The sequence below is a fragment of the Xanthomonas sp. fls2-241-TYG-148 genome (assembly GCF_030208815.1).
GTDB lineage: Bacteria > Pseudomonadota > Gammaproteobacteria > Xanthomonadales > Xanthomonadaceae > Xanthomonas > Xanthomonas campestris.
The window spans coordinates 155,812-173,504 of record NZ_JARVTE010000012.1; the positions used below are offsets into that span (position 1 = coordinate 155,812).

At 66.8% G+C, this 17,693-nt stretch carries 16 protein-coding genes and 1 other RNA gene; 7 read left to right on the top strand and 10 right to left on the bottom strand.

The window, feature by feature from the left end:
* Positions 1-14: 14 nt before the first annotated feature.
* Complete coding sequence (gene mraZ / locus QRM60_RS13445; protein WP_005910933.1) at positions 15-470, bottom strand: division/cell wall cluster transcriptional repressor MraZ; 456 nt, start codon at positions 468-470, stop codon at positions 15-17.
* A gap of 314 nt (positions 471-784) precedes the next feature.
* On the opposite strand from mraZ, the gene QRM60_RS13450 reads away from it, so the two are divergent.
* The 3 genes from QRM60_RS13450 to QRM60_RS13460 are packed head-to-tail and all read left to right on the top strand — an operon-like array spanning position 785 to position 2,168.
* On the top strand, positions 785-1,552 hold the full coding sequence (locus QRM60_RS13450; RefSeq protein WP_115555397.1) for an NRDE family protein: 768 nt from the start codon (positions 785-787) through the stop codon (positions 1,550-1,552).
* 50 nt (positions 1,553-1,602) lie between these two features.
* The gene (locus QRM60_RS13455; RefSeq protein ID WP_104598393.1) at positions 1,603-1,854 is read left to right on the top strand and encodes a type II toxin-antitoxin system CcdA family antitoxin; all 252 of its coding nucleotides are present in this window, start codon (positions 1,603-1,605) and stop codon (positions 1,852-1,854) included.
* Positions 1,851-2,168 carry a CcdB family protein gene (locus QRM60_RS13460; protein WP_011035952.1) on the top strand — a complete coding sequence of 106 codons (318 nt, stop codon included), beginning with the start codon at positions 1,851-1,853 and terminating at the stop codon, positions 2,166-2,168. The genes QRM60_RS13455 and QRM60_RS13460 overlap by 4 nt, the downstream gene beginning before the upstream one ends.
* Positions 2,169-2,482: 314 nt before the next feature.
* On the opposite strand, the gene rnpB is transcribed toward QRM60_RS13460, so the two are convergent.
* The 3 genes from rnpB to rsmI form a co-directional block, all read right to left on the bottom strand.
* An RNA gene (rnpB, locus tag QRM60_RS13465) (RNase P RNA component class A) lies at positions 2,483-2,832 on the bottom strand.
* Positions 2,833-2,850: 18 nt separating this feature from the next.
* Positions 2,851-3,078 carry a hypothetical protein gene (locus tag QRM60_RS13470; RefSeq protein ID WP_181921065.1) on the bottom strand — a complete coding sequence of 76 codons (228 nt, stop codon included), beginning with the start codon at positions 3,076-3,078 and terminating at the stop codon, positions 2,851-2,853.
* A 481-nt stretch (positions 3,079-3,559) separates the two neighbouring features.
* Positions 3,560-4,387: a 16S rRNA (cytidine(1402)-2'-O)-methyltransferase gene (gene rsmI / locus QRM60_RS13475; RefSeq protein ID WP_076057476.1), complete on the bottom strand. Its 828-nt coding sequence runs from the start codon at positions 4,385-4,387 to the stop codon at positions 3,560-3,562.
* An 82-nt stretch (positions 4,388-4,469) separates the two neighbouring features.
* Here rsmI and QRM60_RS13480 point away from each other — a divergent pair, with 82 nt between their 5' ends.
* Genes QRM60_RS13480 through QRM60_RS13495 form a run of 4 tightly spaced genes read left to right on the top strand, consistent with a single transcriptional unit; the run spans position 4,470 to position 8,514 of the window.
* Positions 4,470-6,200 carry a penicillin-binding protein activator gene (locus QRM60_RS13480; RefSeq protein ID WP_285446378.1) on the top strand — a complete coding sequence of 577 codons (1,731 nt, stop codon included), beginning with the start codon at positions 4,470-4,472 and terminating at the stop codon, positions 6,198-6,200.
* Between the two features lie 4 nt (positions 6,201-6,204).
* Complete coding sequence (locus QRM60_RS13485) at positions 6,205-6,573, top strand: YraN family protein (RefSeq protein ID WP_076056566.1); 369 nt, start codon at positions 6,205-6,207, stop codon at positions 6,571-6,573.
* 16 nt (positions 6,574-6,589) lie between these two features.
* Positions 6,590-7,129, top strand: a complete 540-nt coding sequence (locus tag QRM60_RS13490) for a metal-dependent hydrolase (protein ID WP_115572499.1) — start codon at positions 6,590-6,592, stop codon at positions 7,127-7,129.
* Entirely contained in the window at positions 7,126-8,514 is a 1,389-nt protein-coding gene (locus QRM60_RS13495) for an FAD-linked oxidase C-terminal domain-containing protein (RefSeq protein WP_285446379.1), read from the top strand. Before QRM60_RS13490 ends, QRM60_RS13495 begins: the two co-directional genes overlap by 4 nt.
* A 463-nt stretch (positions 8,515-8,977) precedes the next feature.
* Here QRM60_RS13495 and QRM60_RS13500 read toward each other — a convergent pair whose 3' ends face one another.
* From QRM60_RS13500 to QRM60_RS13525, 6 genes are all read right to left on the bottom strand, one after another.
* Positions 8,978-9,694, bottom strand: coding sequence for a response regulator transcription factor (locus QRM60_RS13500; protein WP_115555391.1), 717 nt, complete (start codon positions 9,692-9,694; stop codon positions 8,978-8,980).
* Entirely contained in the window at positions 9,684-12,344 is a 2,661-nt protein-coding gene (locus tag QRM60_RS13505) for a sensor histidine kinase KdpD (protein ID WP_115555390.1), read from the bottom strand. The genes QRM60_RS13500 and QRM60_RS13505 overlap by 11 nt, the downstream gene beginning before the upstream one ends.
* 62 nt (positions 12,345-12,406) lie before the next feature.
* Positions 12,407-13,036 carry a potassium-transporting ATPase subunit KdpC gene (kdpC, locus tag QRM60_RS13510; protein ID WP_115555389.1) on the bottom strand — a complete coding sequence of 210 codons (630 nt, stop codon included), beginning with the start codon at positions 13,034-13,036 and terminating at the stop codon, positions 12,407-12,409.
* Positions 13,037-13,066: 30 nt separating this feature from the next.
* On the bottom strand, positions 13,067-15,115 hold the full coding sequence (gene kdpB, locus QRM60_RS13515) for a potassium-transporting ATPase subunit KdpB (protein WP_115572496.1): 2,049 nt from the start codon (positions 15,113-15,115) through the stop codon (positions 13,067-13,069).
* Positions 15,116-15,128: 13 nt separating this feature from the next.
* Entirely contained in the window at positions 15,129-16,928 is a 1,800-nt protein-coding gene (gene kdpA, locus QRM60_RS13520; RefSeq protein WP_285446380.1) for a potassium-transporting ATPase subunit KdpA, read from the bottom strand.
* Positions 16,929-16,943: 15 nt separating this feature from the next.
* On the bottom strand, positions 16,944-17,036 hold the full coding sequence (locus QRM60_RS13525; protein ID WP_011035940.1) for a potassium-transporting ATPase subunit F: 93 nt from the start codon (positions 17,034-17,036) through the stop codon (positions 16,944-16,946).
* Positions 17,037-17,693: the final 657 nt, after the last annotated feature.

The window sequence follows — 17,693 nt, forward strand, 5'->3', positions numbered from 1 at the left end:
CCGGGCACCCCGGCTCACAACCTGAGATCGAGCAATTCATCGCCCAGATCCCCGTCAGACAATGTCTGCTGGATCAGTGCGCGATGTGCCTGCTCGCTCCAGAGTTCGAACTTGTCGCCCATGCCCAGCAGCACGGCCTTCTTTTCAATGCCGACCGCATTGCGGTGGCTGGCGGGGATGCTCAAACGGCCATTGGCGTCGAGCTCCAACACCGCCGAGGAACCCACCAGCTTCTGCTGCAGCGTGCGGACCACGCGCTGGGTATTGGGCTTGGACATCACATCGTCACGCACCCGCTCCCACTCCTTTTCCGCATACAGCCACAGGCATCCGGCTTCGAACGGGTTGTAGGTGAGCACCAGGCGATTGCCGCTCACGCGCGCAACGAGGTCGCGATATGCGGTTGGCACCGCCATACGCCCCTTGTCGTCCACCGTGATGGCCGTCTCGCCCTGAAACACCGAATGCAACCTCGAAAATCCGCCTGGGGATCATTGAACCACGAAAAACCACAAAAAGCCTGGTTTTCCCTCCGTTGCCCACCTTAGCAGTGCGTCAAAGGTTGTCAACAGTTTTCAAAGGCCCAAATCGCTAGTCACATCAATGAGTTGCAGCACTCTTTAGAGACTTGTTCAAAGCTTATCCACAAGTTGCTGTTTCGTCTCAGATTTTGAGATTGAACAAAAATTCAGGGGCGTGAAGGCCATGTAAACCCGACCGCTGTCTCACTTCACGCTGCGCCAGCTGCAGACCTCAACTGCGCAAACCGGCGACAATAGAAGGTATGTGCCTGGTCGCTCTTGCCTGGAAAACCCACCCGCGCTGGCGCCTGCTGCTGGCCGGCAACCGCGATGAGTTCCACGAGCGCCCCACCGCGCCACTGGCGCAATGGGCGCCGCCGGCCGAGCGCGTGCTGGCCGGCCGCGACCTGCGCTCCGGCGGCAGTTGGATGGGCCTGGGGCTGGACGGCCGCGCCGCCGTCGTGACCAACGTGCGTGACCCGCTGGCCACCGCCTCCGGCCGCTCGCGCGGCCACCTGATTGCCGACTACCTCTCCGGCAGCGCGGACGCAGCCACCTACGCGCGCGAACTGGCGGCTGCCGGGCAGGAGTTCCCGCCCTTCAATCTGCTGCTGTGCGACGCCGAGCGCTGCGAGCACCTCAGCAACCATCCAGCGCTGGCACGCGCCCTCGCCCCGGGGATTCACGGCATGTCCAACGGCCCGCTGGATGGGCACTGGCCCAAGACCACCGCGCTGACGCAAGCACTGGCCGCCTGGTGCGACAGCGGCAGCGACGACCTGCAGCCGTTGTGGACGGCCCTGGCCAACCCCGCCACTGCCGCAGATGCCGACCTCCCACACACCGGCGTGGACCGCGCCACCGAACGCCTGCTCTCGGCGGCCTTCATCCGCGGCGCCAGCTACGGCACCCGCGCCAGCACCATCGTGGCGGTGGACTACCAGGGCAGCGGCTTCATCCACGAGCGCCGCTTCGGCCCGGATGGTGTCTTTCAGGGCGATACACGGCTGGACGTCGCCGGCAGGCATTGACAATGCGCATTCATGCGCATAGCGTGCGCATGAATGACGGGATGCCAATCATGAGCCGTTACTACGACTCTTCCGCGCAAAAAAAGCCGCTGAACCTGACCATCAACTCGGACTTGGCCGCGCAGGCACGGGCGATGACCGGCAACCTGTCGGCAAAGGTCGAAGAACTGCTGGCCGACTACGTGACAAAAGAGCGCGACAGCCACAGCGCCAGGGCGATGGAGCTGCAACGCGCGGCAAGCGAATGGAAGACCTTCACCGACGCTCACGGCTCCTTCGCCGACGAGTTCTCCACGCTATGACCGACCAGTTCGATGTCTACGCGAACGTCGGCCAGAACAAGAACATCCCGTACGTGGTGGTCGTCCAGTCAAAGATCTTCGACGCCTCACCTCGCCGCGTCGTCGTGCCCCTGGTCCGAAAGTCCACCCACTCCCCGACCCCATCCCGCTTCACCCCGGAACTCACGGTGTCCGGCCACAGCGTCATCCTGCAACCCCTGGAAATGACCTCGGTGCCGCTGGCGGCGCTCAGCAAACCTGCCGGCTCCCTGAAAGACCAAGGCCAAACCATCATCGACGCCCTGGACGAACTGTTCACCCGCTCATTCGGCTAAGCGCCAAACACGGCCGCAGGGGAAACACCAACGCGTCGTCGGCCGCGAGGGCAAAGCCCAAGCCCCAAAACGATCAAATAGACCGCGAAGACGAAGCCCAAGCCACGTAACGATGACCGCAGCAACCAGATCGCATTGATCGCAGCCAAGGCAAAGCGCCCAGCAGTGCACCCAAGTGCAAGCCCCCTTGAGTCAAGGGGGCGCGGCGATAGCCGCGGGGTTCTGGCGTGCCCGGAGCGGGACCCGCGTTTTGTACCGCCAACAGCGGTACGAAGCGTAGGCGCCTTCGAGAAGGGCGAACGCCCAAACGAAGGTGGCGGAGCCGGCCGATAAGCCGGGTTCTGTCGTGGACAGTCATTCGTCTAGGCGCTACGTCACCGCAGCGCTCAAGCAACCTACCCGGATCCAGCGCGGGCCACGCCAATGGATCCCTATTTGGTCTTGCTCCAGGTGGGGTTTGCCATGCCGGTCCGTTACCGGACTCGCGGTGCGCTCTTACCGCACCATTTCACCCTTACCGGCTCCCCAAAGGGAACGTAGGCGGTATCTTTCTGTTGCACTTTCCGTCGGCTTGCGCCGCCCAGGCGTTACCTGGCACCTTGCCCTATGGAGCCCGGACTTTCCTCGGCACTCTTGCGAGTGACGCGACTGTCTGGCCGACTCCGCCGGGGCGAACTATACGCTATTGCCAGATCATTCCCTCTCCATTGCTGTCATCGGCATACAGCACGACGCGCTCGAAATGGTGTTCAAACGACCAGGATGCGAGGTCTGCCGGAACACCCACCTGTGCGAGAGAGGGCGCCATGGGGCAATAGATCAAGAGCGCAACCGCATCTGCATGTGCCCGATATCCGTGGATCCTGCGGTGTTTCTGGCCGATGCAGTCAGATACCTGATCCTTATTCAGGGCACTCACGCTAAAGCTGCCGCCCGGTGAAACGCTTGCTCGGTCAGATGGCCACAGCTGAACATGACTGAGAAAATCTGGTAGCCCGCTTCTGATAACGATGTTCACTCTGATCGACCCCGCATACGCGCGCAGCAAACACTCGATGCGCTCGACTGCTTCCGGAAGTCGAGGCAGCGGTCGGTCAGTAAAGCTCAACGCCACCCGCACACCTGGCAAAAGCAGCGCAAGTCGAGGATCTAGCGCGGCCAACAGCTTTCCCCGCGCACTGGCTAACTCTTTCCCCTCGGGGCGCAGCAGTTGCGTGATCTCGACCGCATAGCGGGACCCATCAGCGAGACGAAAGTGGATATCGGCGGCCGGTTCCATCGGCTGTTCAATCTCACCAACCGGCGTCGGAAACGCACCGGGCCACGTTGCGACTACCCGCTGGAACTGGCGCATCTCCAGCGCCTTCTTTCTTTCATCAGCTGTCGCTGCCTCAGCCATTGCCGCCATACAACGCCTTACGCGGCGCGCCGGTCAGCTCGGCGGCCAGCTTGGCGGCGGTAGACGGCGGCAGGTGTTCGGCAAGCTTGGCGTAGACGCGGCGGCCTTCGGCAAGCTGGCCGTCGGCGGCATCGGCGGCGCCCTGCACCATCACCACGAACTCGCCCTTGCGCTGGTTGTCGTCGGCTTCGACCTGGGCCTGCAGGTCGGCCAGGCTGCCATCGAGCACGGTTTCGAACAGCTTGGTCAGCTCGCGGGCGATCACCGCGGGGCGGTCGTCGCCGAAGGCACTGCGCAGGTCGGCCAGCGACTCGACGATGCGGTGCGAGGATTCGTAGAACACCAGCGTGCGGGTCTCGCCGGCCAGGCGTGACAGCCGCTCGCGGCGCGCAGCGGATTTGGCTGGCAGGAAGCCTTCAAAGCCGAACCGGTCGCTCGGCAAGCCAGCGACGCTGAGCGCGGCGATGGCGGCGCAGGCGCCGGGTACCGGGCTGACCCGGATGCCGGCCTCGCGCGCGGCACGCACCAGCTTGAAGCCCGGGTCGCTGACCAGCGGGGTGCCGGCGTCGCTGACGATGGCCAGCGATTCGCCCTCGCGCAGGCGGGTCACGATGCGCTCGGACATGGCTTCTTCGTTGTGGTCGTGCAGGGCCAGCAGCGGGCGGTCGATGCCGAAATGGCTCAACAACTGGCGGGTATGGCGGGTGTCTTCGGCACAAATGGCGGCCACACCGCGCAGCGTCTCCTGGGCGCGCGGCGACAGGTCGGCCAGGTTGCCGATCGGCGTGGCGACCACGTGCAGGGTTCCGGGGGACGTCATCAGCGGCATTCTCAAGGGCAAAGAGTAGAATCGTAGCGTTTTTAACGGTCCGCCCTGGCGGCCCCTGTCCAATGGATCTGAAATGAACAAGCGTGTTGCAAGGATCTCCGCCCTCTCGCTGATGGTCATGCTGGCCGCCGGTTGCGCGACCAGCAGCGTCACCCAGACCGCTTCGCCGACACAGAGCGCGGCGCTGGCGCTGTTGGACCAGGGCAAGCCGCGCGAGGCCGCGCAGCAACTGGAAGCCGAGGCAGCCAGCGCCAGCGGTGCGCAGCGCAGCCGCCTGCTGGCTGCGGCGGCGTTCGGTTGGCACGATGCCGGCGACGACGCACGCGCCCGTACCTTGCTGGCCCAGGTCACCGCGCGCCACCTCACTGGCGAGGACCGCGCGCGCTTTGATCTGCTCACCGGCGAGCTGGCGGTGATCGACAAGCAAGCCGCGCAGGCACTGCAGGCCTTGGGCGACAGCCCGCAGGGGCTGACCCAGCCGCTGCAGACGCGCTGGCTGGTGGCACGCGCCGCCGCGCTGGAAGCCACCGGCGACCTGTTCGGTGCCGCGGCCGACCGCGCCCGCGCCGACGCCAGCCTGACCGGCACACCGCGTAGCCAGAACCAGCGCGCCATCGTGCGCCTGCTCGCCGCGCTCGACGACGCCACGCTCAAAGGCCGCACCGCCGCGCTGCCGGCGGGCGACCCGCTGTATAACTTCGCCGGCCGCGCGCTGATCAGCCGAGGCTTGCCGCTGCCGCGCGCCTTCGAACGTGACGCGCAGTGGGGCTTCGACACCAGCAAGCGCCCGCCGGCCGAACGCGACGGCTACCGCCCGCCGGTGAAGCTGGGCGTGCTGCTGCCGCTCAGCGGCAACCTGGCCACCGCCTCGGCGCCGGTACGCGACGGCCTGCTGGCCGGCTATTACGCCGAGACCCGCCGCCGCCCGGAACTGCGCTTCTTCGACACCGCCGGCACCGCCGCCGGCGCCAATGCCGCCTACGACAAGGCCGTGGCTGCGGGCGTGGATTACGTGGTCGGCCCGCTGGGCCGCGACGAGGTCAGCGCGCTGTTTGCGCGCGGCCAGCTCGCGGTGCCGGTGCTGGCGCTCAACCGCCCCACCGACAACAAGGCCCCGCCCAGTGGCAGCGCCGGGTTCTCGCTGGCGCCGGAAGACGACGGCATCATGGCCGCCGAATATCTGCTCTCGCGCGAACGCCGCAATGTGCTGATCGTCGGCACCAGCGACGACAACGGCAAGCGCACCATCAAGGCCTTCCGCGACCGCTTCAGCGAACGCGGCGGCACCATCGCCGGCAGCATCAGCGTGGCCGATGTGCCGGGCGACATCGGCGCGCAGTTGCGCAATTACGGCACCGCCGATGCGGTGTTCCTGGCGGTGCGCGGCAACACCGCGCGCGCCTTGGCGCCGCAGTTGGCATTGAGCGGGTTCGCCGGCAAGTCGCGCGTGGGCACCTCGCAGCTGGTGGCCGGCACCGGCAAGGTGGAAGACGACCTGGCGCTGGATGGCATTGTGTACCCCAGCGAGACCTGGACCGCCCTGGGCGTGTCCGGCCTGCCGGCAGCCAGCCAGGTCGCCAGCACCCTGCCCAGCGCGCGCGGCCCGGCGGCACGCCTGTTCGCGTTCGGCTACGACGCCTGGAAGATCAGCGCGTATCTGGAAAAGCTTGCCACCGGCAGCGACGGCGGCCTGCGCGGCGCCACCGGCACCCTGCATCTGGATGGGTTTGGCAATGTGCTGCGCACGCCGGCATGGTCCACCTTCAACGGTGGCCGGCCGGTCCCGATCGCCGACGGCCGCTGAGCCCATGCCGGCGGCCCGCCAGCAGCGTGGCGCAGCGGTGGAAGCCGCCGCGCGCGCGCAGCTGGAACAGGCCGGGCTGCGGCTGGTGGTGAGTAACGCCAATTACCGCGGCGGTGAACTCGATCTGGTGATGCGCGACGGCCCGATGCTGGTGTTCGTGGAAGTGCGCTACCGCCGCGACGCACGCTTCGGTGGCGGCGCGGCATCGGTGGATTTCCGTAAACGCCGCAAGCTGGTGCTGGCCGCGCAACTGTTCCTAGCCGCCCACCCGGCGCTCGCGGCGCTGCCGTGCAGGTTCGATGTGGTCGAGGCCAGCGGCGAGCCGCCACTGCTGCACTGGATCCGCGACGCATTCCGTCTCGACGACTGCTGAGCAACGAGCCCGTTCGATGCCAACCATCATGACCCACGCCGCGGTGCCGCTGGCGCTCTGGTGTGCCAGCGAGCGCGGACGCATCAGCCCGCGCCTGCTTGCCGCCGGCGTGGTGGCCGCAATGCTGCCCGATGCGGACGTAGCCGCCTTTGCACTGCACATCCCGTATGCCGATGCGTTCGGGCACCGTGGCGCCAGTCACTCGCTGCTGTTTGCCGTGTTGATGGCCACGCTGGGTGCCGGCGCGCATCGCCTGCTGCGCGCCGACGCACTGCAGGCCGCGGTGTTTCTGTTGATCTGCACCGCTTCGCATCCGCTGCTCGATGCAATGACCTCCGGCGGCCTGGGCGTGGCACTGGCCTGGCCGTGGAGCGATGTGCGCTGGTTTGCGCCGTGGCGGCCGATCCGGGTCTCGCCGTTTGCCGGCAATTTCTTCAATGCGCGTGGCCTCACCGTGCTGCTCTCCGAGCTGCGCTGGGTGTGGTTGCCGCTCACCGTCGCGGCGCTTGGGTGGCGATGCCTCCAACGCGCGAGACCACAGGATCACGCGTTATGACTGATGGACTTCCCACCGCGCTGGCCGACCTGCTGGCCGCACGGCTTGGACCGGAAGGCTGGCTGACCGGCGCAGACGCGCGGCGCCGCTATGGCGAGGACGATTCGCGGCGTTGGGCATTGCCGGGTGCGGTGGCGCTGCCGCGCGACACCGATGACGTGGTGGCGATCGTGCAGGCGTGCCGCGCGCATGGCGTGCCGATCGTGGCGCGCGGCGCGGGCACCGGCACCACCGGCGCGGCGGTGCCGTTCTCGGGTGGCTTGGTGGTGTCGATGGCGCGCATGAACCGCATCCTGGCGTTGCGCCCGGCCGACCGCTGTGCGGTGGTGCAACCGGGCGTGCTCAATGGCGATTTGCAGCAGGCCTTGCAGCCGCACGGCCTGTTCTGGCCGCCGGATCCATCCAGCGCGGAGATCTGCAGCGTGGGCGGCAACCTGTCGACCAATGCCGGCGGCCCGCGTGCGGTGAAATACGGCGCCACCCGCGACAACGTGCTCGGCCTGGTCGCGGTGACCGGCACCGGCGATGTCATTCACTGCGGCGGCGCGTACACCAAAAATTCCACTGGCTACAACCTCACGCATTTACTGGTCGGCAGCGAAGGCACGCTGGCGATCATCGTCGAAGCCACCTTGAAGCTGACCCCGCGCGCAGTCGCACAAGCCGGCGTGCGTGTGCTGTACCGCGATGCCGCCAGCGCGGCGGCAGCGGTGTCGCGCATCATGGCGCAACCCACCACGCCGACGATGCTGGAATTCATGGATGCCAGCGCCATTGCACTGCTGCGCCGCAATGGCAGCGACGTGCCCGATGCCGGCGCGATGCTGTTGATCGAAGCCGATGGCGATCACGACACCCTGCCCTACGCATTGCAGGCCCTGCATGACGCGGCCGATGGCGATGGCATCCTCAGCCTGGACATCGCCGCCGATGGCAGTGCGCGCGACAAGCTGTGGGCGGCACGGCGTGCGTTGTCGCCGGCATTGCGCACCATCAAGCCGGGCAAGATCAACGAAGACGTGGTGGTCCCGGTGTCGCGCATTCCTGAGCTTGTCGCTGGTGTGGAAGCACTGGCGGTGGAGTTCGCGGTACCGATCGTCGCCTTCGGTCATGCCGGCAATGGCAACCTGCACGTCAACATCATGTATGACCCGGACGACGCCGATGAAACTGCGCGCGCGCAGGCGGCACTGCCGCGCGTGTTTGCACTGGTAATAGCACTGGAAGGCACGCTCTCCGGCGAACACGGTATCGGTGTGGCCAAGCGCGATTTCATGACCCAGGCCTTCAGCGCACCCACCCTCGCGGCCATGCGCGCGATCAAGGCCGCGCTGGATCCGGATGGCATCTTGAATCCGGGCAAGGTGCTGCCGCCGGCGCCGTGATGCAGCGGTAGAGGTGCACGGAATAATGGATGCGGTGCTGGCGAGCGGCGAATGCGGCATGGAAGAAAGCCGGCAGCTGAAAGCTGCAAACGCGCGCTGCTGGATGCTGCTGCGTTTTCGTTCGCTGCGTGGGCGGCGCGGTAGTGGCCCGTTGCTCAGCGCGTGAGTGATGCAACCAAGTGCCGATGGCGTGCGAATGAGCCCGTCTGTTTATGTAGAAGCCGCATCGAGCTCCGTACTCATGTCTGCGCGGCATCAAAGCAGTCACATGACACGACCCGCCCCCAGGTAGGAGCGCCCTCGGGCGCGAGCGCTTTCTCGATAAAACCTAGCCGCGCCCACGCTTGATTTCGAACAACGCCAGAACCCTGCCATCCGCAAGCGCTGGGCACTTAGAGCAGCTATCAAAAACGACTGCGCAGCCGTAATGAGATAGCGCCCCGCGACCAGCGCAACGCAACACTCAGCGCCCACCACCGATAAATCGCAAGCCCACGCCCGGTTCGGTGACGATGTAATGCGGCGCCGCCGCATCATCGTGCAGCTTCTGGCGCAGCTTGCCGACCAGGATGCGCAGGTAATGCGTGTCTTCTTCATGGGTGGGGCCCCACACCTCGCGCAGTAACTGCGGCTGCGTCACCACGCGGCCTGCGTGCTTGAACAGCAGCGCAAGCAGCGCGTATTCCTTGCGGCTAAGCGGCACTGCTTCGCCATCGAGCGTGACTTCGCGCAGGCCCAGGTGGATATGCAGGCGGCCATCGTCGAACACGCTTTCCTCCACCGTGTTGCCGGCGCCTGCCTGACGCAGCAGCGCGCGGATGCGGGCCATCAGCTCCTGCACGCCGAACGGCTTGGTGACGTAGTCGTTGGCGCCGGCGTCGAGTGCGGCGACCTTCTCGGTTTCGCCGGCGCGCACGGTGAGCATGATCACCGGCACGCTGGACCACTGGCGAATCTCGCGCAGCACCTCGTGGCCGTCGCGATCAGGCAAACCAATGTCCAGCACCACCAGCTCGGCGCCCTGCCCGGCCAGCATGGCCAGGCCCTCTTCGGCGGTGCCAGCCTGCAGCACGCGGTATCCCTGCGCACGCAGGCTGATGTCGAGAAACCGGCGGATCTGCGGCTCGTCGTCGATGATGAGCACGCGCGCGGGGGGAATGGCAATCGGGTCAGTCGGCATCGGGGCGAGGTGGCGCGGCAGGAACGAGCAGCGGCAGCGTAATGCGGATCGTGGTGCCGTGACCATGCGGGCCGGCCAGCGCCTCCACGCTGCCGCCATGTGCGCCGATCATGCCCTGGCAGATGGTCAGGCCCAGGCCGGTGCCGTGGCGGCCGCGATCGCCGCGCTCCACGCTGTAGAACATGTCGAAGATACGCGCGCGCTCGTCTTCGGGAATGCCCGGGCCCTGGTCGCCGATCTCGATCTGCAAGGCGCCGCTCTGCAGCCGGGCCTGCACCGTCACCGCCACGCCTGGCGGCGAGAATTTCGCTGCGTTTTCCAGCACGTTGAAGATGGCCTGCTCCACCAGCGCCGGATGCACCCAGATCGCCGGCAGCTCCGGCGCCAGGTCCAGCTGCAGGCGCACCTGCGGCTGGTAGCGCTGCAGCCGCCGCGTGGCCGAGCCGATCAACTCGTCCACGCCGATCCAGTCGCGCTTCAAGGTCAGCCCGGTATGACCGAGCCGGGTCATGTCGAGCAGGTTCTGGATATAGCGGTCTAGCCGCTCGCCTTCGAGCTGGATGGTCTCCAGCAGGCTGCGGCGGTCGGTGGCGTCCATCGCCTCGCCATATTCGGCCAGGCTGCTGGCTGAGCCGATCATCGAGGCCAGCGGCGAGCGCAAATCGTGCGAGACCGATGACAACAGCGCCGAGCGCAGCCGTTCGGTTTCACCGCTGACGCGGGCGCCTTCCAGATCGGCAACCAGGCGCGTGCGCAGTGCGGCCTGGCCGATGTCTTCCACCATCGCCTCGGCCAGGCGGCGCTGCTCCAGGCCCGGCCGCTGCAGCTGTTGGCGGAAGCGCAACGCCGCCACGCCCAGCGTGCCGCGCTCATGCCGCACCGGCAGGCACCACCACTGCGCGCCGGCCAGGGTGTCGGTGAAGCGGCCGGCCGGCTGGCCGTGGCGCTGGGTCCAGTCGGCGGCGTTGCGGTCCAGTGCACTGAAACTGGTGGGCGCCTCGCTCTCGCGCTGTTCCAGCCGCAGCCAGACCTCTGCATCGAGCGCACTGGCCAGCGCACGCCGGCCGGCTTCCAGCACTTGGCCCAGATCGGCCGCGGTGCTGAGCTGGCGGGCCAGCGCCTGCAATGCGTTGGCGTGCGCATTGGCCGCGCGCAGGGCGAGTACCTGGCTGCGCAGGCGTGAGGCCAGGCGCCCGGCCACCAGGGCGGCGATCAGGAACAGGCACACCGTCACCACGCCCTGGCGCGCACTGATGTGCAAGGTGAAACGCGGTTCGATGAAGAAGAAGTTGTAGGCGACAAAACTCAGCAGCGCGGCGATCACCGCCGCGGCCATGCGCGTGCGCGAGGCCACCAGCACCACCGCAACGATGAACACCATCGACAGGTCATCGATGTCGGTCCAGCGCTGGATCACCCAGGCCACCGCCACCGCGGCGGCAGCGGCGATGGCGGCATAGGCCAGGTCGTAACGCTGCAGCCACTGCCCCGGGTTGCGCCAGCGCTGCCGCGCGCGGGCGCGCGCATCGCCAGAGCTGACAATGACCAGTTCGTAATGCGCGCCGCGCTGTAGCAGTTGCTGGGTCAGCGTGCGGTTGAACATGCGCGCCAGCGGGCGCTCGCGGGTGCGCCCCAACACCAGCGTGGAGACGCCGTTTTGCGAGGCGAAATCCAGCAAGGCATCGGCCACGTTGGCGCCATGCAGCAGCGCCGTGTCGCCGCCGAGCCGGCGCGTCAACGCGAATGCGCGGTCGATCTCCAGTTGCCAGGCGGCATCGGCCACGGTGCGTGTCTGCACCGTCACCACGGTCCACGGCGCGTCGCGGCGCTCCGACAGCCGCCGCGCCACCCGCACCAGATAATCCGAGCTGCCGCGCCCGTCGATTGCCACCACCACATGCCGCCGCAACGCCGCCGTGCCCGGCAGACCACGCGCGGCCTGGGTGTCGCGCAGATCGCTGTCCACGCGGTCTGCGGCGGTCTGCATCGCCAGCTCGCGCAACGCGGTGAGGTTGGAAGGCGAAAAGAACGCCTGCAACGCCTGGCTGGCTTGCTCGGGCAGATAAACCTTGCCCTGCTGCAGACGCTCGATCAGCTCGCGCGGTGGCAGGTCGACCAGCACGATGTCGCGCAGGCGGTCGAACACCGCGTCGGGCACGGTTTCGGACACGCGCACGCCGGTGATGCGCAGCACGATGTCGTTGAGGCTTTCCAGGTGCTGGATATTGACGGTGGTGTAGACGTCGATGCCGGTGTCCAGCAACTCCACGATGTCCTGCCAGCGGCGCTCGTGGCGGCTGCCGGGCACGTTGCGATGCGCCAGTTCGTCGATCAACGCCAGCTGCGGCTTGCGCGCCAGCAGCGCATCCAGCGCCAGTTCCTCCAGCGCATGCCCCTGGTAGCTCACCTGCGCACGCGGCAGCAGCGGCACGCCATCGAGCAACGCGGCGGTCTCGCTGCGGCCGTGCGTTTCCACCACCCCGGCCACCACATCCACGCCCTGGCGCAGCCGCTCGCGCGCGCGCGACAGCATGGCGTAGGTCTTGCCCACGCCCGGCGCCGCGCCCAGGAACACGGTCAGCCGACCGCCGTGTTCGCGCTGCAGTTCGCCGATGAGGGCATCGGCGTGTTGGGTACGGGCGTCAGACATGCGGGAATCGGGAATCGGGAATCGGGAATCGGGAATCGAAGAGCCTACCCTGGCTTGGTGTACTAGCGCTGTTGCTCTACGCCATTCCCTGTTACCGGCACTCCATGTCCGGCGCGATCAAGCGCCAGATTCAGCGCAAGCACATTGATTCGCGGCTGCCCAAGCAAGCCGAACTGCGGCTGCTCGGTGGCGGCCTGCAGCAGCGCGGCCACGCGTTGCTCCGGCCAGCCGCGGGCGGCGGCGACGCGGCGCAGTTGCACCTGCGCACCGGCCGGGCTCAGGTGCGGATCCAGGCCGCTGCCGGACTGAGTGAGCAGCTCGCCGGGAACTGCATCCGGCGCGATGCCATCGCGCCGTGCAATCTCCGCACGTGCGGCGGCAATCCGCGCCAGCAGCTCTGGATTGGAGCGCGCCTGGTTGCTGCCGGCCGCAGCGGTGGGATCGTACTTGGCGGCCGATGGACGCGGCTGAAAGTAGCGCGCGTCGGCAAACGGCTGCGCCACCAGCGACGAGCCGATGACCCGGCCATCGACACGCAGCAGCGACCCATGCGCCTGGTCCGGCATCAACGCACCGGTGATGCCGGTGGCCACCAGCGAATAGCCCAGGCCCAGCCCGAGCAGCACGAACAACGCGAGGGCGAAGGACGCGCGCACCGCGCCGTCGTCGCGCAATGGTAGGGAGTTAGACATGGTCGTGCTCTTGGAAGAAGTGGTCATGACTCAGGCACCCAGCGTGGCGACCAGCGCCAGATCGATCAGTTTGATGGCGGCAAACGGCAGTAACACGCCGCCCAGGCCGTAGATCAGCATGTTCCGGCGCAACAACGCCGTGGCGCTGGAGGGACGGAACCGCACCCCGCGCAGTGCCAGCGGAATCAATGCAGGAATGATCAGCGCATTGAAGATCAGCGCCGCCAGCACCGCATGCCGCGGGCTGGACAGGTGCATCACGTTGAGCGCGGCCATCGAGGGAATGGCCGCAGCGAACAATGCGGGCAGGATCGCGAAATACTTCGACACATCGTTGGCCAACGAGAACGTGGTCAATGCGCCGCGGGTGATCAGCTGCTGCTTGCCCACTTCGACCACCGCCAGCAACTTGGCCGGATCCGAATCCAGATCGACCATGTTGCCGGCTTCCTTGGCGGCCTGGGTGCCGGAATTCATCGCCAGGCCCACGTCGGCCTGTGCGAGTGCCGGGGCGTCGTTGGTGCCGTCACCTACCATCGCCACCAGTCGCCCGCCGGCCTGCTCGGCGCGGATGCGCGCGAGTTTGTCTTCCGGGCGCGCCTGGGCGATGTAGTCGTCCACGCCGGCTTCGGCGGCAATCGCTGCGGCGGTGAGCGGGTTGTCGCCGGTGATCATCACCGTCTTGATGCCCATCGCACGCAACTGCGCGAACTTTTCCTTGATGCCCTGCTTGACCACGTCGCTGAGTTCAACCACGCCGAGCACGTGGCGGCCTTCGGCCACCACCAGCGGGGTGGCGCCGCCGCGTGCCACTTCTTCGATGCGCCCGTTCAACTCCGGCGACACCGTGGCGCCTTGCGCCTGCACATACGCCACGATCGCATCGCCCGCACCCTTGCGGATGTTGCGCCCGGCCAGGTCCACGCCAGACATGCGCGTTTGTGCGGTGAATGCAATGAAGTGCGCGTCTTCCGGCTCCACTGCCACTGCGCCTTGCTGACGCGCCAGCTTGACGATGGACTTGCCTTCCGGCGTCGGGTCGGCGAGCGAGGCCAGCATGGCGGCATCGCGCAGCTGTGCACGGTCGATGCCGGCCAGCGGATGAAAGGCGGTGGCCTGGCGATCGCCGTAGGTGATGGTGCCGGTCTTGTCGAGCAGCAGCACGTCCACGTCGCCGGCCACTTCCACCGCCTTGCCCGACTTGGCCAGCACATTGGCCGACAGCGCGCGGTTCATGCCGGCAATGCCGATCGCCGGCAACAGCCCGCCGATGGTGGTGGGAATCAGGCACACCAGCAACGCGATCAGCAGCAACGGATCCAGCGTGACGCCGACAAAGCCGGCAATCGCCGGCAGCGACGCCACCACGATCAGGAAGGTCAATGTCATCGCCGCCAGCAGCAGCGTCAGCGCAATTTCGTTCGGCGTCTTCTGCCGGTTGGCGCCTTCCACCAGCGCAATCATGCGATCGAGAAAACTCTGCCCCGGCTCGGCGGTGACCTTGAACACGATCTCGTCGGACAACACGCGCGTGCCGCCGATCACGCCGCTGCGGTCGGTCCCGGCCTCGCGCAGCACCGGCGCGGATTCGCCGGTGACCGCCGCTTCGTTGATGGTGGCCAGGCCGCGCACGATCTCGCCGTCGGCAGGCACAAACTCGCCTTCGGACACCAGCACGAAATCGCCCGGGCGCAATTCGGCCGCCGGCACGCGGGTTTCGCGCCCGCCCAATGCGGTTTCCACGCGCCGCGCCACCAGGTCCTTGCGCGCACGCCGCAGCGAGGCGGCCTGGCCGCGACCGCGTGCCTCGGCGATGGCTTCGGCAAAGTTGCCGAACAACACGGTGACGAACAGGATCGCCGTCACCGCCCAGCCGAAGCCGGCATTGCCATGCCCGCTGGCGGTGATCACCGCTGCCAGCAAGGTGCCGCCCATCACCACCGCCATCACCGGGCTGCGCAGCAGATGCCGCGGCGTCAACTTCAAAAATGCCGCGCGCATCGCCGCCAGCAGCACCGCGCCATCGAACAACTTGGCGTCGGCGCGCTCACGCTTTTCAATCACAGGAATCGTAGACATTGCTCGGGAACTCTCAGGACGCCGCCAGGGCGAGGTGTTCGGCGATGGGGCCCAGCACCAGTGCGGGCATGAACTGCAGCACGGTGAGCACCAGCACGATGGCCATCAGGGTCAATGCAAAGGTGGGGGTTTCGATCTGCAGGCTGCCGGACGATTCCGGCGCACAGCGTTTGGTTGCCATGCGCGCGGCCACCATCAGCGGCAGGATCAGCGCCGGGTAACGCCCCAGCGCCAGCACCACCGCGCAACTCAAATTCCACCAATACGTGGCATCGCCCAGGCCTTCGAAACCGGAACCGTTGTTGGCGAATGCCGAGGTGTACTCATAGAACACCTGGCTGATGCCATGGAAGCCGGGGTTGGAATTGGCCGTCCACGCTGGCACCGACAACGCCACCGCGGTGAAGCCCAGCACCACCAGCGGCTGCAGCAGGATCAACAGCGCCAGCAATTGCACTTCGCGCGCTTCGATCTTGCGGCCGAACAATTCCGGCGTGCGTCCGGTCATCAGGCCGGCCAGGAACACGCTCAACAACAGATACACCACGAACTGCTGCAGCCCGCAGCCGATGCCGCCCCAGATGGCGTTGATCAACATGTCCACCAACGTGACCAGCCCGCTCAACGGGCTGAGCGAATCGTGCATTGCGTTGACCGAGCCATTGGACGTCTGCGTGGTCAACGCGGCCCACAACGCCGAGGCGTCGGCACCGATGCGCACTTCCTTGCCTTCCATCAACGCGGGCGATGCGGCACTTGCCGAATGCGCTTCCGACCACAGCAGCAAGCCGGTGGATGCCACCGACATCAGCAGCATGGTGCCGAACACCAATGCGGTCAGCCGCTTGCGCCCGGTGAGGTAGCCGACCATGAACACCACGCTCATCGGCAGTAACACCAGCGCCAGCGTTTCCAGCAGATTGCTCAGCGGAGTGGGGTTTTCCAGTGCCACCGAACTGTTGGGGCCATACCAGCCACCGCCATTGGTGCCGAGTTGCTTGACCGCCACCATCGCCGCCACCGGCCCGACCGGAATGGTCTGCGTGGCCATACCGGCACTGCTGTCCAGCGGCGTTGCCGTCGCTGCACCCTGCAAGGTCGACGGCACACCCTGCCAGCCCAGCAGCAGCGTCCACAGCAGGCACAGCGGCAACAGCACCCGCACGCTGGCACGGATCACATCGGCCCAGTAGTTGCCCACGTCTGCATCGGGCAACGGCGCGCCTGCCGGCGTTGACGGCTGCGTCTGGTGCGCAGCCAAGCTCGCTGTCGCGGTCTGCAACGCGGTGGAGTGCGGGCCGCTTGCCGTTGCCGCAGCGTCGTTGGCATTCGCAACCGCCCGCCCGCCAAACAGCGCGCGCAAGGTTGCTACCGCCAGTGCCAGACCCATCATCGGCGTCACCACCTGCAGGCCGACAATGGCGGTCATCTGCGCCAGGTACGACAACTGCGCCTGGCCGGAGTAATGCTGCTGGTTGGTGTTGGTGAGGAACGACACCATCGTGTGCAACGCGGTGTCCCAACGCATGTTGGGGATGGCATCGGGATTGAACGGCAGCCAGGCCTGGGTCATGAACACGCCCCAGGTCAGCACGCCCACCACCAGATTGCTGAGCAGGAACGCGGCGACGTAGCCGCGCCACGACATGCCTTGTTGCGGGCGCGTACCAAGCGCTGCGTAAAGAGGCCGTTCGATCCAGCCGAACACGGCGTCGCTGCGCATGGGCGCACCGCGCATCACCGCCGCCAGATAGCGACCCAAGGGCCACGCCAGCACGATGGCCAGCGCGTAGACAAGCAATGTTTCAGTCATTGGAGCGCACTCGCATCAGAAGTCTTCGGGCCGCAGCACCACGTACAAGAGGTACGCGGCCGCCACGAACACGGCCACGCCGCACAGCAGGGACAACCAGGCAGGCATGTCGTTCACTCCGTGGCTGCGCAACGCGGCGCAAGCGAGACACCGCCCGCAGTTGCAGGCGGCAGGGACGAACCAACAAGACAAGGCGCTGCCGCACCGGGCGCACAGCGCCGATGGGACAGACAGGAAAGAGCGTGCATCGGGATGTCCACGGCGGAACCGCTCCGCCAATGCGCGCAGTCTCGTCCTGTGCTGCGTAAAGTCGCTATGGACCTGGTGGGGCGGCCGCGTAAATTCCGCATAAAGCGCTGAATCGGCTTGCTTGTTTCGGTAGCCGGGCCCACTTGGGTTCAGCGCTATTGGCAGGTGCTGGAGTTCCTGCGAGCCCACGCAGGGTTGGTCGCGGGCGGCCTGCCCTGACCGCTTCCGGGACACGCCGTGAATCCATCCATGGATGCTCCTTGGCGGCATCCATGCCGCCAAGGAGCCCGAAATCGGGCAGGGCAGTCCGCCGGCAGGTTGGCTGTGGATGGATAGAACGGCGTTAGCGTTAGCGCGACTACTGTTTGATGTCAGTGCTTTGCACTTGCAGTTCTGGAACGTGCCTAGACGTGTAGAGACGGCAGAGCTAAGACCGTCAGTGCACTCACAACAGCAAAGCAGGTTGTGTTCGAACTGCAGCGCTTATTGATCAATCACTCGCGTGCAGATCAGGAA

Excerpts from the sequence above, each read along its gene's own strand:
- QRM60_RS13450 (WP_115555397.1), top strand. The coding sequence starts at position 785 with ATGTGCCTGGTCGCTCTTGCCTGGAAAACCCACCCGCGCTGGCGCCTG.
- QRM60_RS13455 (WP_104598393.1), top strand. The coding sequence starts at position 1,603 with ATGAGCCGTTACTACGACTCTTCCGCGCAAAAAAAGCCGCTGAACCTG.
- QRM60_RS13460 (WP_011035952.1), top strand. The coding sequence starts at position 1,851 with ATGACCGACCAGTTCGATGTCTACGCGAACGTCGGCCAGAACAAGAAC.
- rsmI (WP_076057476.1), bottom strand. The coding sequence starts at position 4,387 with ATGACGTCCCCCGGAACCCTGCACGTGGTCGCCACGCCGATCGGCAAC.
- QRM60_RS13480 (WP_285446378.1), top strand. The coding sequence starts at position 4,470 with ATGAACAAGCGTGTTGCAAGGATCTCCGCCCTCTCGCTGATGGTCATG.
- QRM60_RS13485 (WP_076056566.1), top strand. The coding sequence starts at position 6,205 with ATGCCGGCGGCCCGCCAGCAGCGTGGCGCAGCGGTGGAAGCCGCCGCG.
- QRM60_RS13490 (WP_115572499.1), top strand. The coding sequence starts at position 6,590 with ATGCCAACCATCATGACCCACGCCGCGGTGCCGCTGGCGCTCTGGTGT.
- QRM60_RS13495 (WP_285446379.1), top strand. The coding sequence starts at position 7,126 with ATGACTGATGGACTTCCCACCGCGCTGGCCGACCTGCTGGCCGCACGG.
- QRM60_RS13500 (WP_115555391.1), bottom strand. The coding sequence starts at position 9,694 with ATGCCGACTGACCCGATTGCCATTCCCCCCGCGCGCGTGCTCATCATC.
- QRM60_RS13505 (WP_115555390.1), bottom strand. The coding sequence starts at position 12,344 with ATGTCTGACGCCCGTACCCAACACGCCGATGCCCTCATCGGCGAACTG.
- kdpC (WP_115555389.1), bottom strand. The coding sequence starts at position 13,036 with ATGTCTAACTCCCTACCATTGCGCGACGACGGCGCGGTGCGCGCGTCC.
- kdpB (WP_115572496.1), bottom strand. The coding sequence starts at position 15,115 with ATGTCTACGATTCCTGTGATTGAAAAGCGTGAGCGCGCCGACGCCAAG.
- kdpA (WP_285446380.1), bottom strand. The coding sequence starts at position 16,928 with ATGACTGAAACATTGCTTGTCTACGCGCTGGCCATCGTGCTGGCGTGG.
- QRM60_RS13525 (WP_011035940.1), bottom strand. The coding sequence starts at position 17,036 with ATGCCTGCCTGGTTGTCCCTGCTGTGCGGCGTGGCCGTGTTCGTGGCG.